The sequence below is a fragment of the uncultured Acetobacteroides sp. genome (genome assembly GCF_963667355.2).
In the GTDB taxonomy this organism is placed as follows: domain Bacteria; phylum Bacteroidota; class Bacteroidia; order Bacteroidales; family ZOR0009; genus Acetobacteroides.
This window is the reverse complement of record NZ_OY763328.2, coordinates 1,808,059-1,827,401: the sequence shown is the minus strand read 5'-3', so window position 1 is coordinate 1,827,401 and position 19,343 is coordinate 1,808,059. Positions and strand designations below refer to the sequence as shown.

The 19,343-nt window shown below is 48.9% G+C and carries 15 protein-coding genes; 4 read left to right on the top strand and 11 right to left on the bottom strand.

The window, feature by feature from the left end:
• Positions 1–63 precede the first annotated feature (63 nt).
• The gene (locus ACHZA1_RS07540; protein ID WP_320054627.1) at positions 64–360 is read left to right on the top strand and encodes a DUF4834 family protein; all 297 of its coding nucleotides are present in this window, start codon (positions 64–66) and stop codon (positions 358–360) included.
• Between the two features lie 5 nt (positions 361–365).
• On the opposite strand, the gene ACHZA1_RS07535 is transcribed toward ACHZA1_RS07540, so the two are convergent.
• Together ACHZA1_RS07535 and ACHZA1_RS07530 are read right to left on the bottom strand one after the other, a co-directional pair.
• Positions 366–1,139 carry an ATP-binding cassette domain-containing protein gene (locus ACHZA1_RS07535; protein WP_320054626.1) on the bottom strand — a complete coding sequence of 258 codons (774 nt, stop codon included), beginning with the start codon at positions 1,137–1,139 and terminating at the stop codon, positions 366–368.
• Complete coding sequence (locus ACHZA1_RS07530; RefSeq protein WP_320054625.1) at positions 1,139–1,879, bottom strand: ABC transporter permease; 741 nt, start codon at positions 1,877–1,879, stop codon at positions 1,139–1,141. Before ACHZA1_RS07530 ends, ACHZA1_RS07535 begins: the two co-directional genes overlap by 1 nt.
• 107 nt (positions 1,880–1,986) lie before the next feature.
• Here ACHZA1_RS07530 and ACHZA1_RS07525 point away from each other — a divergent pair, with 107 nt between their 5' ends.
• Positions 1,987–3,075: a mannose-1-phosphate guanylyltransferase gene (locus ACHZA1_RS07525; RefSeq protein ID WP_320054624.1), complete on the top strand. Its 1,089-nt coding sequence runs from the start codon at positions 1,987–1,989 to the stop codon at positions 3,073–3,075.
• Positions 3,076–3,149: 74 nt separating this feature from the next.
• Here the strand turns inward: ACHZA1_RS07525 and gldN are convergent, their stop codons facing one another.
• The 7 genes from gldN to topA all read right to left on the bottom strand — a co-directional run bounded on the left by gldN (position 3,150) and on the right by topA (position 12,776).
• On the bottom strand, positions 3,150–3,971 hold the full coding sequence (gldN, locus tag ACHZA1_RS07520) for a gliding motility protein GldN (RefSeq protein WP_320054623.1): 822 nt from the start codon (positions 3,969–3,971) through the stop codon (positions 3,150–3,152).
• 104 nt (positions 3,972–4,075) lie between these two features.
• Complete coding sequence (gene gldM, locus ACHZA1_RS07515; protein WP_320054622.1) at positions 4,076–5,650, bottom strand: gliding motility protein GldM; 1,575 nt, start codon at positions 5,648–5,650, stop codon at positions 4,076–4,078.
• Between the two features lie 20 nt (positions 5,651–5,670).
• Complete coding sequence (gldL, locus tag ACHZA1_RS07510; protein WP_320054621.1) at positions 5,671–6,795, bottom strand: gliding motility protein GldL; 1,125 nt, start codon at positions 6,793–6,795, stop codon at positions 5,671–5,673.
• An 11-nt stretch (positions 6,796–6,806) separates the two neighbouring features.
• Positions 6,807–8,141: an SUMF1/EgtB/PvdO family nonheme iron enzyme gene (locus tag ACHZA1_RS07505; RefSeq protein ID WP_320054620.1), complete on the bottom strand. Its 1,335-nt coding sequence runs from the start codon at positions 8,139–8,141 to the stop codon at positions 6,807–6,809.
• Positions 8,142–8,185: 44 nt separating this feature from the next.
• Positions 8,186–9,130 (bottom strand): PorP/SprF family type IX secretion system membrane protein, encoded by a 945-nt coding sequence (locus ACHZA1_RS07500; RefSeq protein ID WP_320054619.1) that lies wholly within the window; start codon positions 9,128–9,130, stop codon positions 8,186–8,188.
• A gap of 113 nt (positions 9,131–9,243) precedes the next feature.
• A complete protein-coding gene (locus tag ACHZA1_RS07495) occupies positions 9,244–10,365 on the bottom strand; it encodes a hypothetical protein (protein ID WP_320054618.1) in 1,122 nt (373 codons plus the stop codon).
• A complete protein-coding gene (gene topA / locus ACHZA1_RS07490) occupies positions 10,362–12,776 on the bottom strand; it encodes a type I DNA topoisomerase (RefSeq protein WP_320054617.1) in 2,415 nt (804 codons plus the stop codon). Before topA ends, ACHZA1_RS07495 begins: the two co-directional genes overlap by 4 nt.
• A 124-nt stretch (positions 12,777–12,900) precedes the next feature.
• On the opposite strand from topA, the gene ACHZA1_RS07485 reads away from it, so the two are divergent.
• A complete protein-coding gene (locus ACHZA1_RS07485) occupies positions 12,901–15,261 on the top strand; it encodes a transglycosylase domain-containing protein (protein WP_320054616.1) in 2,361 nt (786 codons plus the stop codon).
• Positions 15,262–15,665: 404 nt separating this feature from the next.
• Positions 15,666–17,147, top strand: a complete 1,482-nt coding sequence (locus ACHZA1_RS07480; protein WP_320054615.1) for an acetyl-CoA hydrolase/transferase family protein — start codon at positions 15,666–15,668, stop codon at positions 17,145–17,147.
• Positions 17,148–17,265: 118 nt separating this feature from the next.
• On the opposite strand, the gene ACHZA1_RS07475 is transcribed toward ACHZA1_RS07480, so the two are convergent.
• Both ACHZA1_RS07475 and ACHZA1_RS07470 read right to left on the bottom strand, forming a co-directional pair.
• Positions 17,266–17,874: a YhcH/YjgK/YiaL family protein gene (locus ACHZA1_RS07475; RefSeq protein ID WP_320054614.1), complete on the bottom strand. Its 609-nt coding sequence runs from the start codon at positions 17,872–17,874 to the stop codon at positions 17,266–17,268.
• Between the two features lie 142 nt (positions 17,875–18,016).
• Positions 18,017–19,183: an FN3 domain-containing metallophosphoesterase family protein gene (locus ACHZA1_RS07470; protein ID WP_320054613.1), complete on the bottom strand. Its 1,167-nt coding sequence runs from the start codon at positions 19,181–19,183 to the stop codon at positions 18,017–18,019.
• Positions 19,184–19,343 lie beyond the last annotated feature (160 nt).

Sequence of the window (19,343 nt, the reverse complement as noted above, 5' to 3'; positions counted from 1 at the left end):
GGCGCCGGCAGCTGGCTATTGTTTGCGAATGATGCTATCTTTGGCGCGTAAATTACTACCGAAATGGAAGGATTTTTGACCTTTATATTTTTCCTGATAATTGGATTCTACCTTCTGGGATTTCTCGTAAGGCTTGCCCTAAAGCTGTACATCCGGCGCATGCAGAAGCGCTTTGGCGGTGCCGGGAATGGCGGCGGAGCCTTCTTCCAGAACTTTACCTACGGCTTTGGCGGTAGCCGGCAGGCTTCGCAGGACGCGAGCCACCGCGAGGGCGATGTTACCATTACCAGCACCGCCAGCGCGGAGAAGAAGATCAGAAGAGATACGGGTGACTACGTAGATTTCGAAGAGATCAAGTAGCTGCGCTACTTCGACTTCAGCTTCAGGTGGTACTTCTTCACCATTTGCGCCATCTCCGAGGCAAAAACGAACTTGTTCAGCTCGGGGTTGTCGCTATCCAGGATGTCATCCTTGGATCCCTCCCACCACTTTTTCCCCTGGTAGATGAAAATGACCTTGTCGCCAATCTGCATCACCGAGTTCATGTCGTGGGTGTTGATGATGGTGGTGATGCCGTACTCCTGGGTGAGCTCCTTGATCAGGTCGTCGATGACGCCCGCCGTGATGGGGTCGAGGCCCGAGTTGGGCTCGTCGCAGAAGAGGTACTTGGGGTTTAGCGCAATGGCGCGGGCAATGGCCACGCGCTTCTGCATGCCGCCGCTAATCTGCGCGGGGTAGAGGTGGTTGACGTTTATCAGGTTCACCCGGCGCAGGCAGAAGTTGGCCCGGTCGAGTTTCTCCTCCAGGCTCATCTCCGTGAACATGTTCAGCGGGAAGAGCACGTTCTCCTCCACGGTGGCGAAGTCGAATAAGGCTCCGCCCTGGAAAATCATGCCGATCTTCTTGCGCTCCTCGCTCCGCTGCTTGTTGGAGAGCCCCGAGAAGTTGATGTCGTCGCCGTAGATGATGTCGCCCGAGGTAACCTCGTGGAGCCCCACCATGCACTTCAGCAGCACCGTCTTGCCCGATCCGCTCTGGCCGATAATCAGGTTGGTCTTGCCCTTCTCGAAGGTGGTGTCGATGTTACTGAGCACCTCGCGGTCGTCGAACGACTTGCAAACGTTTATGCAGCGTATCATTATTTAAGCAAAAGTTGGGTAATAATTAGGTTGAAGAGCAGTACAAGGATGCTGCTCACCACCACCGCCTTGGTGCTGGCCTTGCCCACCTCCAGCGATCCCCCCTTGACGTTGTACCCGTGGTAGGATGCTACAGAGGTGATGATGAAGGCGAAGACGACGCTTTTTATCAGACTATACGTAACGTAGAACGGCGTAAAGCCCCACTGGATGCCCTTGATGTACTCCATGGTGGTAATTACGCCCGTAAACTCGCCCACGAGCCACCCCCCCGAAATGCCGACGAAGATGCTGAAGATGGTCAGGATCGGGAAGAAGAGCATGGTGGCAACAATCTTGGGCAGGGCCAGGAAGCCGGCCGAGTTCACGCCCATTATCTCCAGCGCGTCAATCTGCTCGGTGATGCGCATGGTGCCGATCTCCGAGGAGATGTTGGAGCCCACCTTCCCGGCCAGGATCAGGGCCACAATGGTGGAGCTAAACTCCAGGATGATGGAGTCGCGCGCGGCAACCCCAATGATGTACGTAGGAAGCAGGGGGCTCGAGGTGTTGTAGGCCGTTTGCAGGGTGATTACCGCCCCCATGAACACCGAGATGATGGCCACAATGCCGATGGAGTTTATGCCGAGCTTCTCGATCTCAAAAACCGTTCGGCTGACGTAGATGCTCCACTTCTCGGGCTTCGAAAAAACCCGGGTGATAAAGAGCGCATACCGGCCAATTGACGAAAAAAAGTTCATTCAGTTGCTTTATATGTGCAAAAGTAAAGAAGATTGGCGGCTTAACCAATTTAATATTTGGAAGATATTATTAGTACCTTTGCTTCTGCAACCCTAAAAATGGTATAATGGCCTCGAATCGTTACTGTATCATCATGGCAGGAGGTATTGGCAGCCGCTTTTGGCCGTTGAGCAATACCGAAACCCCCAAGCAATTCCTCGACCTGCTCGGCGTCGGGAAAACGTTTCTGCAGGGAACGTTCGACCGCTTTAGGCGCATCATCCCGGTCGAGAACATATTTGTGGTAACCAACGACAGCTACCGCGATCTGGTCATGGAGCAGCTGCCTGAGCTTACCGAAGATCAGATCCTGCTGGAGCCTCTCCGTCGGAAAACGGCGCCGTGCATCGCCTATGCCAGCTACAAGCTGCTGAACATCGACCCTGAGGCGAATATCGTGGTTACCCCCGCCGATCACCTGATTCTGAACGAAGGCAAGTTCCTTAAGTCGGTCGAATCCGCCCTTAAGTTCACCGAAAAGCAGGACGTGCTCATGACGCTGGGCATTACGCCCAACCGTCCCGAAACCGGATACGGCTATATCCAGATCAACCATAACGAGTCCGTCAAGGGGCACCCCGCAACCTTTAAGGTGAAAACATTTACCGAAAAGCCCAACCAGGATATCGCCAAGGTATTTGTGGATAGCGGCGAGTTTGTTTGGAACTCGGGCGTTTTCATCTGGAGCCTAAAGTCAATCCTGAAGGCGCTCTCCACCCATCTCCCCGAGATCGATTCGCTCTTTAGGGATGGGGTGGGGATCTATAACTCCCCCCAGGAAAAGGACTTTATCTCGAAGGTGTACAGCCTGTGCCGCTCGGTTTCTATCGACTACGGTATTATGGAGAGCGCCAGCAATGTTTACGTTCACTGTGCCGATTTTGGGTGGTCGGATGTTGGCACCTGGAGCTCGCTATTCAACAACTCGCCCAAGGATGATGCAAACAACGTAAAGGTCGGTGGAAAGATTCTTACCTACCGGTCTACTGGATGCATTATCGAGAACAAGACCGAAAGGCCTGTAATTGTTGAGGGGCTCACCGACTACTTGGTTATCCAAACAAACGATGCAACCATGATAATCAGCAAGCACAACGAGCGGGAGATTAAAAACTATGCCGCCGATGTAGATCTGAATTTTGTAAAGGCGAAATAGCTGCTCATTGGAGGTAGCGCTGAAAATAAAAAAGGGAGCATTTTGCTCCCTTTTTCTTTATCCTATATCGGATTCTAGTATTCCCAGAGATCCTGTTCGTTGTCCATTATGCTGTTGGTAATACGTTCCGACTCCTGCATGTTGGGGATACCTCCAACCGTGTAGTCGCTGATGCTCCTATCGTCGTAGGTGTTCGCCGACTTTACGATGTACGACGCGAACATGCGCTTTAGGAAAATATCGTCATACGTATACTCTGGTCCTAGGTTCTGAGGGTTAAACGCCATGGTTCTACCAAGCACCTTACGGGCTTCGGGATAGTATATCCAGAAGAGAGGAACCTTGCTTAATTCGCTATCATCCTCAGCGTCGGTGGTAACTTCTTCGCCGTTGCCATCGCCTTCACCTGTTTTGAGTACTTTGTTGAAAACTCGTATGGGGCAAATACCAACAATGCGCACATCGAGTATCGAACGACGCCTGTCAATAAACCATTCTTCCATTACCAGCAGCTGTTTTACCTCATTCCAGCGCCATTCAGCAGGTACGTTTACTGTTGTATCAGTACCCGAAAGCGACTGCCTCTTTTCTTGGGTTTCAACGGCACCAAAGTTCTTGGCAACATCCTTAAAGGAAAGGGTGTCGGTAAACTCGCTGTTAACAGGGCTATAAGCACGAATTGCGCCATGCTTGATGCTATCAATGAGCACCTGAACAAAGCTATGCCTGTTGCGCATACGTTGCGTTGGATAGTAAAGGGGATGGTTGAGCTTCTCTCTTAAATCGACCATTCTCCAAATTCTCCACGATTTGTATATGTCAGCCTCTTGAACCGCATGATAGTCAAGTGGAGTTCTCTCGTGCGATATGCTTTTAGTGTATGGGCTTAGTGGCACAAGGCTAGGCTTTTTGATCTCTTCGTCTTGCGCAACTGCTATGTTGACACATAATAAGCCAAATGCAAACAATAATGCTGAAGTAAAATGCTTCATTCTCATGGCTATCTAATTTTATATACTAAATCATTTAACTCAACAATTTTTCCATCTGGGCCAACTGCTTTTATTTCTGAAATTACAACTTGCTGACCCGTTGTAATATTGTTAAACATGTTTTTCTGGCTGTTCGTAAAGGATGCACTGCTTGAACTTTCGTTCATATCGTACCCATCTCTATTTCGGCCAGTAACAACAAACGAGCGTACATTGTACCTTAAATCGAAGTCAAAATCTTTCGGCATCTCAGCCCTTATGCCTAATGAAGATCGGAGAACCGATTTACTTATGTATTTTGAGGTTGCTCCGTCGAGCCTTGGTGTCGGTAGCGGTAGCTGCTTCACGCGGAAGCTAGATGTCCCCATTAGTTTTTTTGCTGCACCTATTTTGGCAAAAACTCGCACCTCGCAGGTATGACCAGCACCAGGATTAATTAAGAATCCACCTCCCGATTTGCGAATAGAGCCGTTGGTAACGTCAACCATCACGTTTTCGTTAGGAACACCTGATACGCTAAGTTCTACCGGATTGTCAATACCTCGGTATAGCACGTTCATCTTGGTAGGAGAAACGGTAAACATAGGCTGTATAACCTGATACTTGTACTCCTTCTCGTACTTTTGAGCTATTCCATCAGGACCCTTTACGATCACCTGACACTTGAGGCTTTTTTCTCCAAGCGTGTTTCCAATTGCTTGGTAGATGCCCTTACCTTCTTCTATTTTACAGGCTGCCCCGTTAACCGAGATGCTTGGTAGCTGTGTCTTATCGTAGGCAGCAAGCATAACGTTTGCCTTAAACGTTTCTCCCTTAAGAATAGTTGAAGATTCTGGGATAACAACAACGTCAAATGCATTTACACGCACATCCTGAGCATCAATTTGCTTGAAGAAGTGGTCGAGTAATAGCGCTTCGCAGTTCAGAACGTCAACCTGCATGTTCGATAGCAAAGGAAGCGTTGATATAAGCGGTACTCCTTCGAATCGGACGGACGCCCAAGTCCTTCTTTCTCCTTCTTTAGTCAAAGGAGGGTCTTGTGTGTCGAGTATTCTATTTATGGTTTGTACGAGAACAGGGAAGCGATTTTTTTCATCGATTAATCCAAGAATTTCGCCCTTGTACTTTTCTATGCGCTTCTTTATTTCATACGCTTTACCATTTTCGCTAGGTCCTAAAAGGATGTTTGCAGGAACGCTTGTGTCACTTTTATTCTCTACCTTATGACCATCTACGCCAGTACTTGAAACGGCTTCGGCTTTCTCGCCGTCAGCAGTTTTTACAATACTAATCTTTACCTCTTCAATGTACTTGCATAGCTCTAGGGATTTTTCCTTTAAGATTAAGGATTTGTCCATCCACTTTTTTGCCTTTGCTTCGTTATTCCTATCAGCTGCAGCAATCAAGTTATAGTAGTCTTCGTTTTTCGATCGAAAACTCTTCAATGTTTGGTTCAACCCGTTATCTACAAGAACAAACGCTTCCAACACTTCAGCAGATACATTCAGCGCTAACATTGCTGTTAGCACCAAATACATCATCCCAATCATTTTCTGCCTTGGTGTTTCTTTTCCGTGACCCATAACGTCAAATAGTTAATCAATTAGTTGTTATGAACAGCCTGAATCGCTGTTAGCATATTCCCATAAACGTCGTTTAGCGAGGTGATATTCGAGTTCAGGGCATGCATGCTTTGACGGAACTTCTGTGTTTCCTCAACTGATAAGCGAATGTCTTTAATCATACCTTCAACACCTTGGTAAAGACTATTTGAGTTCTTAAGGTGCTTGTCGGTTTCTTGAATTTGCAACTCATATATTGAGTTTAGAGTTGCCAAGTTTTTATTCAGGGTCTCAATGTTTTTTTGTTGATTTCCATTGCCAATCTTTACGGCTTCTAAATCGGCAAGAACTTGATGGCTTACCTTTTCGAATGATGACGATAGTACATTAGCAGATTGAGAAATCTTTTCTGAAAGATCTTTGGTGCTTGCAGATATGGTATTTTCTACGGTTGTACCGGCTTTCTCAAAATGAGAGGTCATTGATGAAGCACTCTCTTTTAGGCTTTGTGAAAGCGTATCGGTCGCTTGCTTAACGCCTTCTACCAAAGCATTGCCCGCTTGGTCTACTGAGCTAACTCCATTAAGGAAAGAATTGCTAAGAACATCAACAGACTCTCCTAATTTTTTGCTCGATGTGCCAATTTGACCATTTAGCTCTTCAACACCTGCTGAAGCCTTTTGTAGTTTGCCAGAAAAATCATCTACAACTAGGGTGACTCCAGAAATATCAGCAATTTTTGATGCTGCATTTGCGAGATCTCCTAGTCCCTTATTTACTTTATCAATAGAACCTTGATCTATGGAGATGTCTAAGTTTGGAATATTAACCATGCCAGAAACGTTTCCTGTTTGATTAGGAGTCCTAACCTCTTTCTCTTTCTTTCGGTCCTCTCTGATTTTTTCTAGGTTTTCTTCGTCTTTAAGAACTAATTCTGGAAATACGAGTTTCCAATCATACTCTTCGGGGATAGGCTCAAATGCTGAGAAGAAGAAAATCACAGCTTCTGTTCCCATTCCTATAACAAGCATAGGTCCAGCACCCTTCCAGTGCATAATTTTGAATAACGCTCCAACAATTACGGCACTAGCTCCCCATCCGTAAAGCTTTGCCATAAATTTTTTCCAGCCTTCAGACTGTACCAAGGTGTCTAAACTCCCTTTCATAATTCCCAGATTTAAAAATTACCCCCTATTAACGAACGCACACAACGGAATCCAATGTATGAGCGTGCGGTATCTTGATATTCGTAAGCACGTGCGGAAGATTGAATGAAGTGCTGTACGTCTTTCCATGAACCACCTCGAATTACCTTGCGTTTTCTTGCAGGTTTATCGTTAGGCTTAGCATTGTACTGGTAGCTAGGATTAAGGTCATGGGTTAATGAGTACGCACTTTCGTCAAACGCATCACTTGTCCACTCTGCAACGTTACCCGCCATGTCGTAAAGACCATAGTCGTTGGGTTCGTAGGAAGCCACAGCTACTGTTTTTACACCACCATCATCGGAGTAATTCCCTCGTAGAGGTTTAAAGTTTGCGATGAAGCAGCCTTTCTGGTTTCTGGTATAGTAGTTACCCCATGGGTACATATTTAAATCAATTCCGCCTCGTGAAGCATATTCCCATTCTGCTTCGGTAGGAAGACGGTATTCGTGAACCGGAGATTCACCGCGTTCGCTAAGGAAGTCACGCAAGAAGTTCGTTCTCCAAATGCAGAAGGCGAATGCCTGTTTCCAAGTAACCCCAACAACAGGATAGTCGTCGTAGTTGGGTTGCCAGAAGTAGGTTGAAGTTGTAGGGTCATTGTACGAGTATGAGAAATCAGCACTCCAACAAAGTGTATCGGGGTATACATTTACAACGTTACGCATGATAAACGATCCTCGATTACGAATAGGTTCAACCTTACCATCCGCTTTAACTATTGATCCCTCGTACTTTTGCTTATCGAAGTTGTACCGGTTCTTCTTGTTTGCAGCTTGAGGAATGTCGTACCAATAATACTCGTAGTTAAGCTTTCGTGTGTCAATCTCTTTGCGGCGATAGAACATCTCGTCACCTTGGTAGTAAAGATCCTTTAAAATTTCTTTTTGATCTTCGCTACGGGGGTCGATTTGAGCACGCTTATTGATTACTGGAGGATCAATTGGGTTTCCGAACTCGTCTTCCGAAATGCCGAACTCGTCCAAGCCGCCATTAATCAACATTACCTTCGATATAGAGTCTATAACGTAGTTAACGAATTGGCGATACTTGTTATTGGTAATCTCGGTTTGATCCATCCAAAAACCCTCGACAGTAATCGTTTTTGTAGTTGCGGTCATAGCGTATGACGCATCTTCATCTCCTACTCCTTGGGTATATGAACCATCAGGCACATACACCATCTCAAAAGGAGGTGTTTCTGGCGTGGCACTTCTTCCCTCAACACCTACCAGCTCTCCACCCACATTAGGACCACAACTGCTCAAAAGAGCAAAGAGGGCGCATAATTGGAAACATCTTCTCATATTGGTACAACTTTATAAGGCAATAATTTTTTTACACACACGTTTTACAAAAATCTGATGCTCTTGTATCCTGAAGGGGTTTTATCCCTCTTCAGCGAGAAAGAGTATGTCAGAAAAAACTCATGGGACCCACTAGAATACTTCCCTAATGGGGAGAGTAAGTAGTCATAGGAATATCCCACTTGTAAGTTTTTAAACAGTTTGAATCCAACAAGCGCCGTAGCCGCATCATCTATTCGATACGATCCTCCAAACCAAAGTTTCTGGTTGTAATCGAATACCCCAGATAAGGCTACTTGTGTAGCTACAAATTCGGTTTGTACTAAAAAGGATGGATAAAAAGAGAATTTCGAATCGGCAATTGGCATCATATATCCCGAAGTAACGTAAAACGTCTGCTTTAAGGTATACGTCAAATTGTCTAGCGGAATTTTTGGACTATTTAGGTGGTTGGCGGAGATTCCGCAGTAGAAGCGAGAACTCGTAAAAAATACACCAACACCTAAGTCTATTGAGGTTGAAGTAAATTTACCTGTGTTTATCCAAGGTAAAACAGTGTTAGATTTTTTGGCTAACGAATTATCGACCACTCCATTTAACACTCCAAACCCAACGCCAATTCCCAAATTATTAACTCCCTTATCATCCAACTTAAACTGGAGGGCATAATTCCCTCGTATTGTCAAATTCTTATTGTACGCAAATTTATCATCTGTTACCAATATTCCAAACCCATTTCTCAATTTAGAAATGTTAAACGGAAAAATAAATCCGGCAGATGTTCTTCTTCCTTCAGCATCAAGCCCTACCTGATGCAAGCGAGCGCCACCATAAATATGTGCTAGGCCATCGCTACCAACTGCGGCCGCATTCAGCGTATATGGGGTAAACATATATTGAGAATACTGCGAATCCTGCTGGGCAAAAGAAACTATCCAGTTAAGTGAAAGTGCAATAACAAGGCTAATTTTACTTATTTCGCTCTTCATTGATATTCTTAGTTAGCGTGTAAATATAAATAAAAATAACAGTTTCAAACAAATTAACACATGGCCAAATTCTTATTTTATGTAAAGAAAGGGGATGTCGTTAATAATGAGCGCTAACCAATTAGGTTGTATAGGCAAATCCATCGGTAGGGAAGTTCATGGTGTTTCGCTCGTTCGTAGTCTTCTGCATCGCATGCTATCCAGCGTCCGGCGCCATTGGCAGTAGGTACGTAGAGCCACCATCTTCCCGTATTTTGGCTTTGCATAAAGTTAAGGGTTAAGGGCTCTTGTTCGCCTAAGTCAAGATAGAACTCTTTTGATAAAAAGGATGTTAATCCTGGTAATTCATTTTTTCGTGATGCTAAGCCGTCTAGTGCATGCCAAAGAAGTTGAGCAACGAGAGTGATATCAATCTCGTTTTCAGTTAACTTGAGCGTGTCAAAACCAGAAATGAACATGCACTTTAAGTTGTCGGAGTAACCGGCGTACCGCATCAACTGGCAGATCTCTTCTGCATATAGCCCATTGGGAGTTGGTGACGATGTTGACGAAAAGTCCGAATTTCGAACTGAGTTCAAATCAACAAAAAGAAGGTTTGAGTCGCGAAGCAATGGCTCGGCAGACGGCATTGCGGTACGAATGGCTCCTAGGCGGGCTTGCTGGTAGTATGTGCCTTTCATGTTCGATTCCCAACTGCTATCAGAATAGTAAACCTGATTTGCAATAACTGAGATGCTGTTGTCTTTGCTCAACCCAAAATCATCAACCATTCCAACTAGGTTAGGAAGACCGTTGGGTAAGTGGCTGCTTAGTGCAGGAGAAATAAATCCTAACTGTAATGGAGATATTCTACTGTAAACCTCACAAATGATTTTGGCATAATTTGATTCGCTGGAGATTACGATAGGGTATAAACCCGACTTAAGCGCTTTTTCAATTACTTCTGTAAACGAGGAGCAGTTGTAGTTGTTGTTGTCAGATGTTATGAGATTACCAAGCACAACCACCTTTATCGCTTCCCAAGAGGGGAACATTTGTCCTAACAAAGCAAGCATCTCGCTTGCATACCTATTGTTTGCGACAGGATCGGCAAATATAAGCGCAATTGATCCTGCCGGAATGTCTTCCATCTGCTCATCTCCTGTGCAGAAGTAGGCCTTATCGGCAACAGAGCCTTTTGCGAATTGGTTTCGTAGGCTGTCTGTTAGTGGTATTAAGTGGTCGGCAACTATCATTTGGGTTTCTTCGTAGTTGTCTTCTTTGTTGTTGTTCCTTTTGTTGATGCCTTTTTCGTTGTCGCGGCTTTTGCCTTTGTTGTTGTACCCTTTTTGGTTGCTGCTTTTGCTTTGGGCTTTGCCTTAACGGTAGACGCTTGCGATTCAACAATAGTGCGGCACTCTTCAAGAGTTAGAGCCTTAGGGTCTGTCGTTTTGGGGATTTTGTAGTTTGCCCCATTAAAAGCTATGTAAGGACCGAATCGGCCATTCAGCACCTGAAGTTCTGGCTCTTCAACAAATGTTTTGATAACCTTTTCGATGTCAGCCTTGCGCTTGGCCTCTATAAGCTCGATGGCACGTTCGAGGTTAATCTCACTTGGCGAATCGGTTTTAGGTATTGATACGTACTTGCTGGCATGCTTTACGTATGGTCCAAATCTTCCGATGCCAACTTGAACAGCCTTTTCTTCGTACTCTCCCAGATTCCTAGGGAATTCGAATAGCTTTAAGGCCTCTTCGAGGGTGATGGTCTCGATAAGTTGACCTTTAAGTAAACCTGCGTATGCTGGTTCTTCTTCCGAAGTGCCAAGCTGTGCAATTGGTCCAAATCTTCCTATACGAACCGATACTGCTTTACCTGTTTTGGGATCAACCCCAAGCACTTTTTCACCCTTAGTTGGGGTCGAGTTTTCCATTGTCATCTCTACATCCTTATGGAAAGGAGAGTAGAATCGGCCTATCATCTCTTCCCACTTTATTTTACCTTCGGCAATGATGTCGAAGTCCTTCTCCACCTTGGCGGTGAAGTCGTAGTTCATGATGTTGCTGAAGTGCTCCGACAGGAAGTCAGTTACTAGCATGCCGATGTCGCTTGGGAAGAGTTTTGCCTTTTCGGCACCATAGTTTTCCTTGGCAACCTTTTCGGTTATCTTATCCTTTTTGAGGGAGATTGTTTCGATGTTGCGTTCGAATCCGGCTCTATCTTCCTTGAGAACGTATCCGCGGTTGATGATGGTGGATATGGTTGGTGCGTAGGTGGATGGACGCCCAATCCCAAGCTCCTCCATCTTTTTTACCAAACTAGACTCTGCGTAGCGTGGAGGACGTTGGGCAAAGCGTTGAACTGCGGTGATCTCCTTGGCATTCTGCTGCTCGCCAACCTTGATAGGAGGAAGCAATACTTCGGCTTCATCTTCGCCGTTTTCATCATCGGCAGATTCCTTGTAGACCTTTAGGAAGCCGTCGAACTTTACGATTTCGCCGGTAGCCACGAACTTTTCCTCGAGGGTTGGCGCGCCAATGGTAATGGTGGTCTTTTCGGTAATTGCATCGCTCATTTGCGAGGCGATGGTGCGCTTCCATATGAGCTCGTAGAGCTTCTTTTCCTGCGGAGTACCGTTAACGGTAGCGTTCTCCATGTAGGTTGGACGAATAGCTTCGTGCGCTTCCTGTGCTCCTTTTGCTTTTGTTCTGTACTGGCGCTTGTTGTGGTATTCGGCTCCGTACATCGACTTAATTGTCTTTTCGGCAGCAAAGATGGCGGTGTCGGAGAGGTTTACCGAGTCGGTACGCATGTAGGTGATAAGACCTGCTTCGTATAGCTTTTGGGCGATGGTCATGGTTTGGCTTACCGAGTAGCCAAGCTTACGACCAGCCTCCTGCTGTAGCGTTGATGTGGTAAAGGGTGCCGCTGGCGATCGCTTGCCCGGCTTTTTATCGACGTTGGATATGGAGAAACTTGCACCTATGCAGCGTTCGAGGAACTTGTACGCCTGCTCCTTTTCTTCGAAGCGGCGGTCGAGCTCTGCCTTAAGCTGGTACTCCTTGCTGTTGGGCTCGAACTGGCCGGTAACCTTGAAGTTGGATGTTTGGGTGAAGGCCATTATTTCGCGCTCGCGCTCTACGATTAGCCTAACGGCAACCGACTGCACGCGTCCTGCTGATAGCGATGGCTTAACCTTTTTCCACAAAAGGGGAGAAAGTTCAAAGCCCACTAGGCGGTCGAGGATTCGGCGGGCCTGTTGGGCATTCACAAGGTTAAGGTCTACGGTACGGGGGGTTTTAATGGCGTTCTGTATGGCTTCTTTGGTGATCTCGTGGAATACGATGCGCTTGGTTTGAGCAGGATCGAGTCCCAGAACTTCCGCAAGGTGCCAGGCAATGGCTTCTCCCTCGCGGTCTTCATCGGAGGCTAGCCAGACGGTTTTTGCCTTTTTGACCAAGCTTCGAAGCTCCTGTACAACCTTAACTTTATCGTCGGAAATGATGTATTCCGGCAAGAAATTGTGCTCGATGTCGATGCCTAAGTTCTTTTTAGACAGGTCGCGGATGTGCCCGTAACTCGACTTGACGAGAAAATTCTCTCCCAAAAATTTTTCTATTGTCTTAGCCTTTGCAGGTGACTCAACAATAACGAGGTTTTCTTGCATAATAAACTTTTGTACAGAATACCATTGATTAATTGGGTGCAAAATAAAGAATTTCAAACGCCAAGACAAAATTTTATATTAATTGTATAGATTTATACCTTTGTCGTCACGCAAAATCGATACTATGAGCAATAATAATAAAGAGCTTAGGCGCAAGTTTTTACTTTGGTTTTGGGGAGTTGCATCGGCCCCATTTATCCTACTCTTGCTGGTTTTCAGCCTTATTGGATTGGGGGTGTTTGGCCCGCTTCCCACTTTTGAGCAGCTCGAAAACCCTTCGAGCAACCTTGCCACGGAGATTATCTCGGATGATGGCCAGCTTTTGGGTACCTTCTACGTGCAAAACCGTTCGTTTGTTAGCTACGACGAGATATCGCCTAACCTGGTAAGCGCGCTTATTTCTACCGAGGATGTTCGGTTCTACAACCACTCGGGGATCGACTTTAGGGGGTTGACCCGCGTTTTCGTGAAGACCATTATGATGGGGAATGAGACTCAGGGAGGTGGGAGTACCATCAGCCAGCAGCTGGCTAAGCAGCTTTTCCCCCGCGATACCTCCAGCCATTCGGGGCTTGTCCGCAAGGCAAATCTGGTGATCACCAAGTTTAAGGAGTGGATTGTTGCCGTGAAGCTGGAGCGTAACTACACCAAGGAGGAGATTCTGTCCATGTACCTTAATATGGTTCCCTTTGGGAATAACGCCTGGGGGGTTAAAACGGCCTCGAAGATATACTTCGACAAGGCACCTGCCGATCTTACCGCCGAGGAGTCGGCCCTACTGGTAGGTATGCTCAACGCTCCCTCGCGCTACAATCCCATTCGGCACGAGGAGCGAGCGACGGCTAAGCGAAACTTCGTCCTCGAAAAAATGTACAGCAACGATTTGCTCTCCCAAGAGCAGCTCGACTCGCTCTCGGCCCTTCCCATCAAGCTTAAGTTTAGCCCGATGGACAACACGGGGGGGGTTGCCCCCTACTTCAGGGAGATGCTTCGTATTACCCTAACCGCCAAGAAGCCTAGCTCTGGCGACTACCTCGACCAGGAGCAGTACAAGGAGGACTTGGAGAAGTGGAACACCGATCCGCTGTACGGATGGTGCAACAAGAACCTGAAGCCCGATGGCACACCATACAATATATATAGGGATGGGCTGAAGATCTACACCACCGTCAACTCGAAGCTGCAGCGGTATGCCGAGGAGGCGCTGAAGGATCATATGGCCAACACGGTGCAGAAGGATTTCGATGCCCAGCAGAAGCGCTCGAACTACCGTATCTACTCCAGCGACATCAGCAGCGAGAAGGCAAAGCAGCTGCTGGCGAATGCGGTGATGCAGACTGAGCGCTACCGTAACCTGCTCAACGCGGGGGCCTCGCAGGAGGAGATCGACAAGAACTTCGGCACGCCTGTTGACATGAGCGTGTTCAGCTATAAGGGCGACATCGATACGACCATGACGCCGATGGACTCCATCAAGTACTACAAGCGATTCCTGCGCGCCAGCTTTGTGGCCATCGAGCCCCAGTCGGGCAACGTGAAGGCGTGGGTGGGCGGCCCCAGCTTCGAGCACTTCAAGTACGACCAGGTTTACCAGGGGAAGCGCCAGGTGGGATCGACCTTTAAGCCGTTCCTGTACACCCTGGCCATGCAGGAGGGGATGACGCCCTGCGACCAAGCGCCCAACATCCCGGTGACCTTCGATCTGGGCGATGGCAATACGTGGACACCTAAGAATGCTTCGGCTAAGTACCTCGAGCCGTTTAACGGCAAGATGGTAACGCTCAAGTTTGGCCTAGCGCACTCCATCAACAACATATCGGCCTACCTGATGAAGCAGTTCTCGCCTCAGGCGGTGGTCGACCTAGCTCACAAGATGGGCATCCACAGCCCGCTCGATCCGGTGGTCTCCATCTGCCTTGGCCCATCCGACATTACGCTTCTGGAGATGGTGAGCTCCTACGGCACCTTCGTCAACAAGGGGGTACACGTGGAGCCCATCACCGTGCTCCGCATCGAGGATAAGCACGGCAACACGCTGGCCAACTTTGCTCCTGCAAAGAACGAGGCTATCAGCGACCAAACGGCCTACGTGATGATTGAGATGCTAAAGGGCGTGGTTAGAGGAGGTACTGCTAATAAGCTTACTTCACCCAATTCCTACGGTGTACCGGGCGATGTTGCCGGCAAGACGGGTACCACCAACAACAACTCCGATGGCTGGTTTATCGGCATCACCCCACGCCTGGTGGCCGGAACCTGGGTGGGCGGCGAGGAGCGCTCCATCCACCTTACCAATAGGGGCGAGGGAGCTGCGGTGGCCATGCCCGTATTCGCCAAGTTCATCACCAAGGTGTACAACGATGCCACCATTCCGCTGAAGCCCAACCTGAGCTTCGAGCGCCCGGCGGTGATGCCCGATGTGACCTTCGACTGCGCCAGCCAGCCGGCCGAGGAGCCCAAGAAGGAGGACGAGTTCTTCCAGTAGCAATCGGTAAAAATGAGATACCGGGAAGGTGCTTCGGCTGCGGCTGGGGCACCTTCGCCGTTTTTGGCTGGCCTGGGGCGGTTTGGCGCAGGCATAGTCCACCTCCGACGCAGGCTTAAGCCACCGAGGACGCTGACATAAGCCACCGCTAAGCGCTATCGTTGTGGTATCGCCATGTGGAGCCAAGCTATAAACGGCCCAACTTGCTGGGGAATCGGCTGGCGGTAGGCACGCCACCAGCGCAGCTCCAAAATGGGGGAGTCGCTTTGCTCTACTCTTGCAGGGTACGATGTTATAAATAGCTGGATATGTTTTATAACCCAAAAAAAGGGGTACATCGAGCTGCAAAATGTCTTACTTTCGTAGGCCGAAAAACGGAGAGTACTCAAAATTTTTTAGATAATATGCGCTATAAGTTAATTTCAGCAGAAGAGGCCGCATCGTTGGTTAATAATGGCGACCTTGTAGGATTCAGTGGATTTACCCCAGCAGGTGCTCCTAAGGTGGTGCCTGGTGCTATTGCCGCAAAGGCTCGCGAAGAGCATGCCAAGGGGCGTGAATTCAAAATTGGGGTCATCACCGGAGCCTCTACCGGCGACTCGCTCGACGGAGAGCTGGCCCGCGCTAACGCTGTTCTGTTCCGTACCCCCTACCAATCGAATGGCGACCTTAGGGCTTCGCTGAACAAGGGAGATGCCAAGTACTTCGACATGCACCTTTCGCAGCTTCCTCAGGAGCTTCGCTACGGATTCCTTGGAAAGGTTCGCATTGCCGTTATTGAGGCTGCCGATATTACCGACAATGGCGAGATCCTGCTAACCTCTGGCGTTGGTATCGCACCAACCATTGCTAAGTTGGCCGATAAGATCATCATCGAGCTCAACAGCCGTCACCCCAAGAGCCTTTTGGGTATGCACGACATCTACGAGCCCCTTGATCCACCTTACCGTCGCGAAATTCCAGTATACACCGTTAAGGACCGTGCCGGATCGCCTCTTCTGAAGGTTGACCCCAGCAAGATCGTAGGTATCGTTGAAACCAACGCACCCGACCAAGTTGGTGGCTTTGCTCCAGTTGATCCAACTACCGCAAAGATTGGCGAGAACGTAGCCGAATTCCTTGCTGCTCAAATTAAGAACGGAACCATTCCTAGAGAGTTCCTTCCAATCCAATCGGGTGTAGGTAACATTGCCAACGCCGTATTGGCCTCGCTAGGCGCCAACCCCGATATTCCACCTTTCACCATGTACACCGAGGTTATCCAGGATGCCGTTATCGGTTTGATGAAGGAAGGAAACGTAACCTTTGCCAGCGGTTGCTCGCTAACCGTAACCAGCGAGGTGCTCGACGATATCTACGCCAACATGGACTTCTTCAAGGATAAGCTTGTTCTTCGTCCACAGGAGATCTCGAACAACCCAGAGGTTGCTCGTCGTTTAGGCTTGATCACCATCAACACCGCGCTAGAGGCCGATATCTTCGGAAATATCAACAGTACCCACGTACTTGGCTCTAAGATGATGAACGGTATTGGAGGTTCTGGCGACTTTACCCGTAACGCCTACTTCTCCATCTATACCTGCCCATCAACTGCTAAGGGTGGTAAGATTTCGACCATCGTTCCTTTGGTTAGCCACCACGACCATAGCGAGCACTCCGTTAAGGTTGTCATCACCGAGCAAGGTGTTGCCGACCTCCGCGGAAAGTCTCCAGCCGAGCGTGCGCAAGCCATCATCGAAAACTGCGTACACCCCGATTACAAGCAAATGCTTTGGGATTACATCAAGAAGGGTGGCGCTGCACACACCCCACACTCGTTGGCTTCGGCATTCAACATGCACGTTGAGTTTGCCAACTCGGGTGATATGCGTAACACCAAGTGGTAATCGAAATATAGGCCGAAAGGCTAGCAGACATAGCAAAGGGCAAGCGTTGACGCTTGCCCTTTTGCGTTGTTCAAGTTAGGGATATATCAGGGGGTAGCTGCTTGTTGCAGAATACTGGCTAGTCGAACTTAATCTTTACCACAATCTTCTTGATGTGGTCGTTGCCGGCCACCGCAATGTTGGGGCGGTGGGCATCCGAAGGGAAGAAGAGCTGGAAGCTCTGGCTCTCCATCTCGTAGTAGCTGCCGCCGGCGACATCGCCAAAGCCTACATCCTTGGTGTCGTCGTAGGGGGTGGTTACGGTTAGCGAGCCAATGGGGGCTGAGCCCATCATCTCTCGGCCCTTGTAGATGTACTGGAGGTCGATGAACTTCTTGTGGAACTCCCAGCGGGTATCGCCCATGGGGCGGGTGGTTCCTTCGGATACCGAAACTACCACATCGTCGCCCAGCAGCTTGTACTTGCCTACCGGTAGCGAGTCGAGGTTGGTCTCGCGGAGGAACTTAAAGGTGGCATCCCAACGTTCGGGGTGCTTCTGGTAGTGCTGGTAGAAGGTAACCCTATCCACCGAATCGTGCGGATAAATGGTTAGCCCTTTAAGGTAGCTGTGGCCCGTAAACCATCGGTTGACCGTTTCTTGCTTATTCTCCATCTTTTTATCCTTTCCCATTGTATAGCCTGTCGTTGCTGCTACAGCGGCAAGCGCCAGTATCCATTTTAGGTACATACTTCGTTGTTTATTTTGGTGCGGCTAATATATGGGCAATTGGCGGCTGCGAGCGGTGGCTGAATTCCCAAAAAGGGGGTGAAAAGATGCCAATACGAGATGCTATTGGTCTTTTTGCGCCATTGTCGTGCCTATTGCCTTCCTACTTCTCGTACGTGTCTATCAGGGAGCCATCTCTCCGGAGGAGTTCGGCCTTAAGCTTCTTGCCATCGATGGATACCTTAATCACCGTGGTGCATTTCTTGGGGCCTGTCTCGTAGGCGGGGCCTCCGCCAACCACCACGGCGTACTTACGGGTAGGGGTGGGCTTCTCGATTAGCCCCCGGTGAATGTGCCCGGCGATAACCAGGTCGACGTTGGCCTCGTTAAGGATGGGGATTAGCTTCCGGCTTAGGTCTAGGGGGCCATGCCACTTCTCGCCGTCGTCGAGGGTTAGGGGCATGTGCGAGCACACGATACGGTGCTCGGCCTTTCGCCACTCCTTGGAGGCTACCACCTTCTTAATCCAGAGCGCCTCTTCGGAGCGGTAGCCGTCGAAGCTGCTCAGCCCCCCGTAGGCGGGGTGGCCATCATCCTTGTCCTCGCCGCAATCGACCACCAGAAAGCAGGTGTTGCCCCAGACGAAGGTGTAGAAGTACTCGCCGTTGGGCGTATCGACGTAGCGCTCGAGGATGCGCGACTCGGGGCCGCGGGTTTCGTGGTTGCCACGGACGTAGACAAGGGGTTTGAGGCCTGCGTAGCGGCCAAGGGCGCTTCCGCAGAGGTTGTCGAGGAGCTGCTTCTCGGTGAAGATGTCGCTAACGGCATCGCCATCGTAGATGGCAAAGTCGAACTCGGGGTATCGGGCGCAGACAGTATCGATGTAGGCGGGTTGGCCGTGGATGTCGTTAAACGAGAGGAAGGAGAACTTGCGCTTGCTGGACGAGGGGAGGGTAAACGACAGCAGCTTGCTCACCACCGAGTCTCCGTACTCCACCTTCGAGCGCTGGTAGCTGACGATCTTCTTGGAGACGGCCCGGTAGTAGTAGGTCTTGCCGGGGGTAAGGTTGGCGATGCGGATCTTCTGTACGGGTACGTTGGCGTCTACCTGCCCGTGGTGTATGGTCTGCACCTTGATGGTGGGGTTGTCGGTTTCGCCGACGAGGAGGTACGAGGTGCACATCTGGTTGGTGAGCCACATAACGGTGACGCCCGCTTCGGTCATGTTTTGGAGGTAGGGCTGCGACTTAAAGCCGAACTTCGTGGTGTCTTGAGCACCGGCAATGCTGCTGGCTAGGAGAGCTAGCAGTAGCGGTAGTGTTTTCTTCATGGTAATGGTGTTTAGCGCTACGAAGATAGGCTAAATGGGCTGCCGCTGTTCTCGGAATGGCTTTCCTGCTTTGAGGCCTTGCATCTGCAGATTCAAGTACCAAAAATGTCTGGTTTGCCCTTGCATCTGCAGATGTAAGCATCAATTGCCCCTAGGGCAC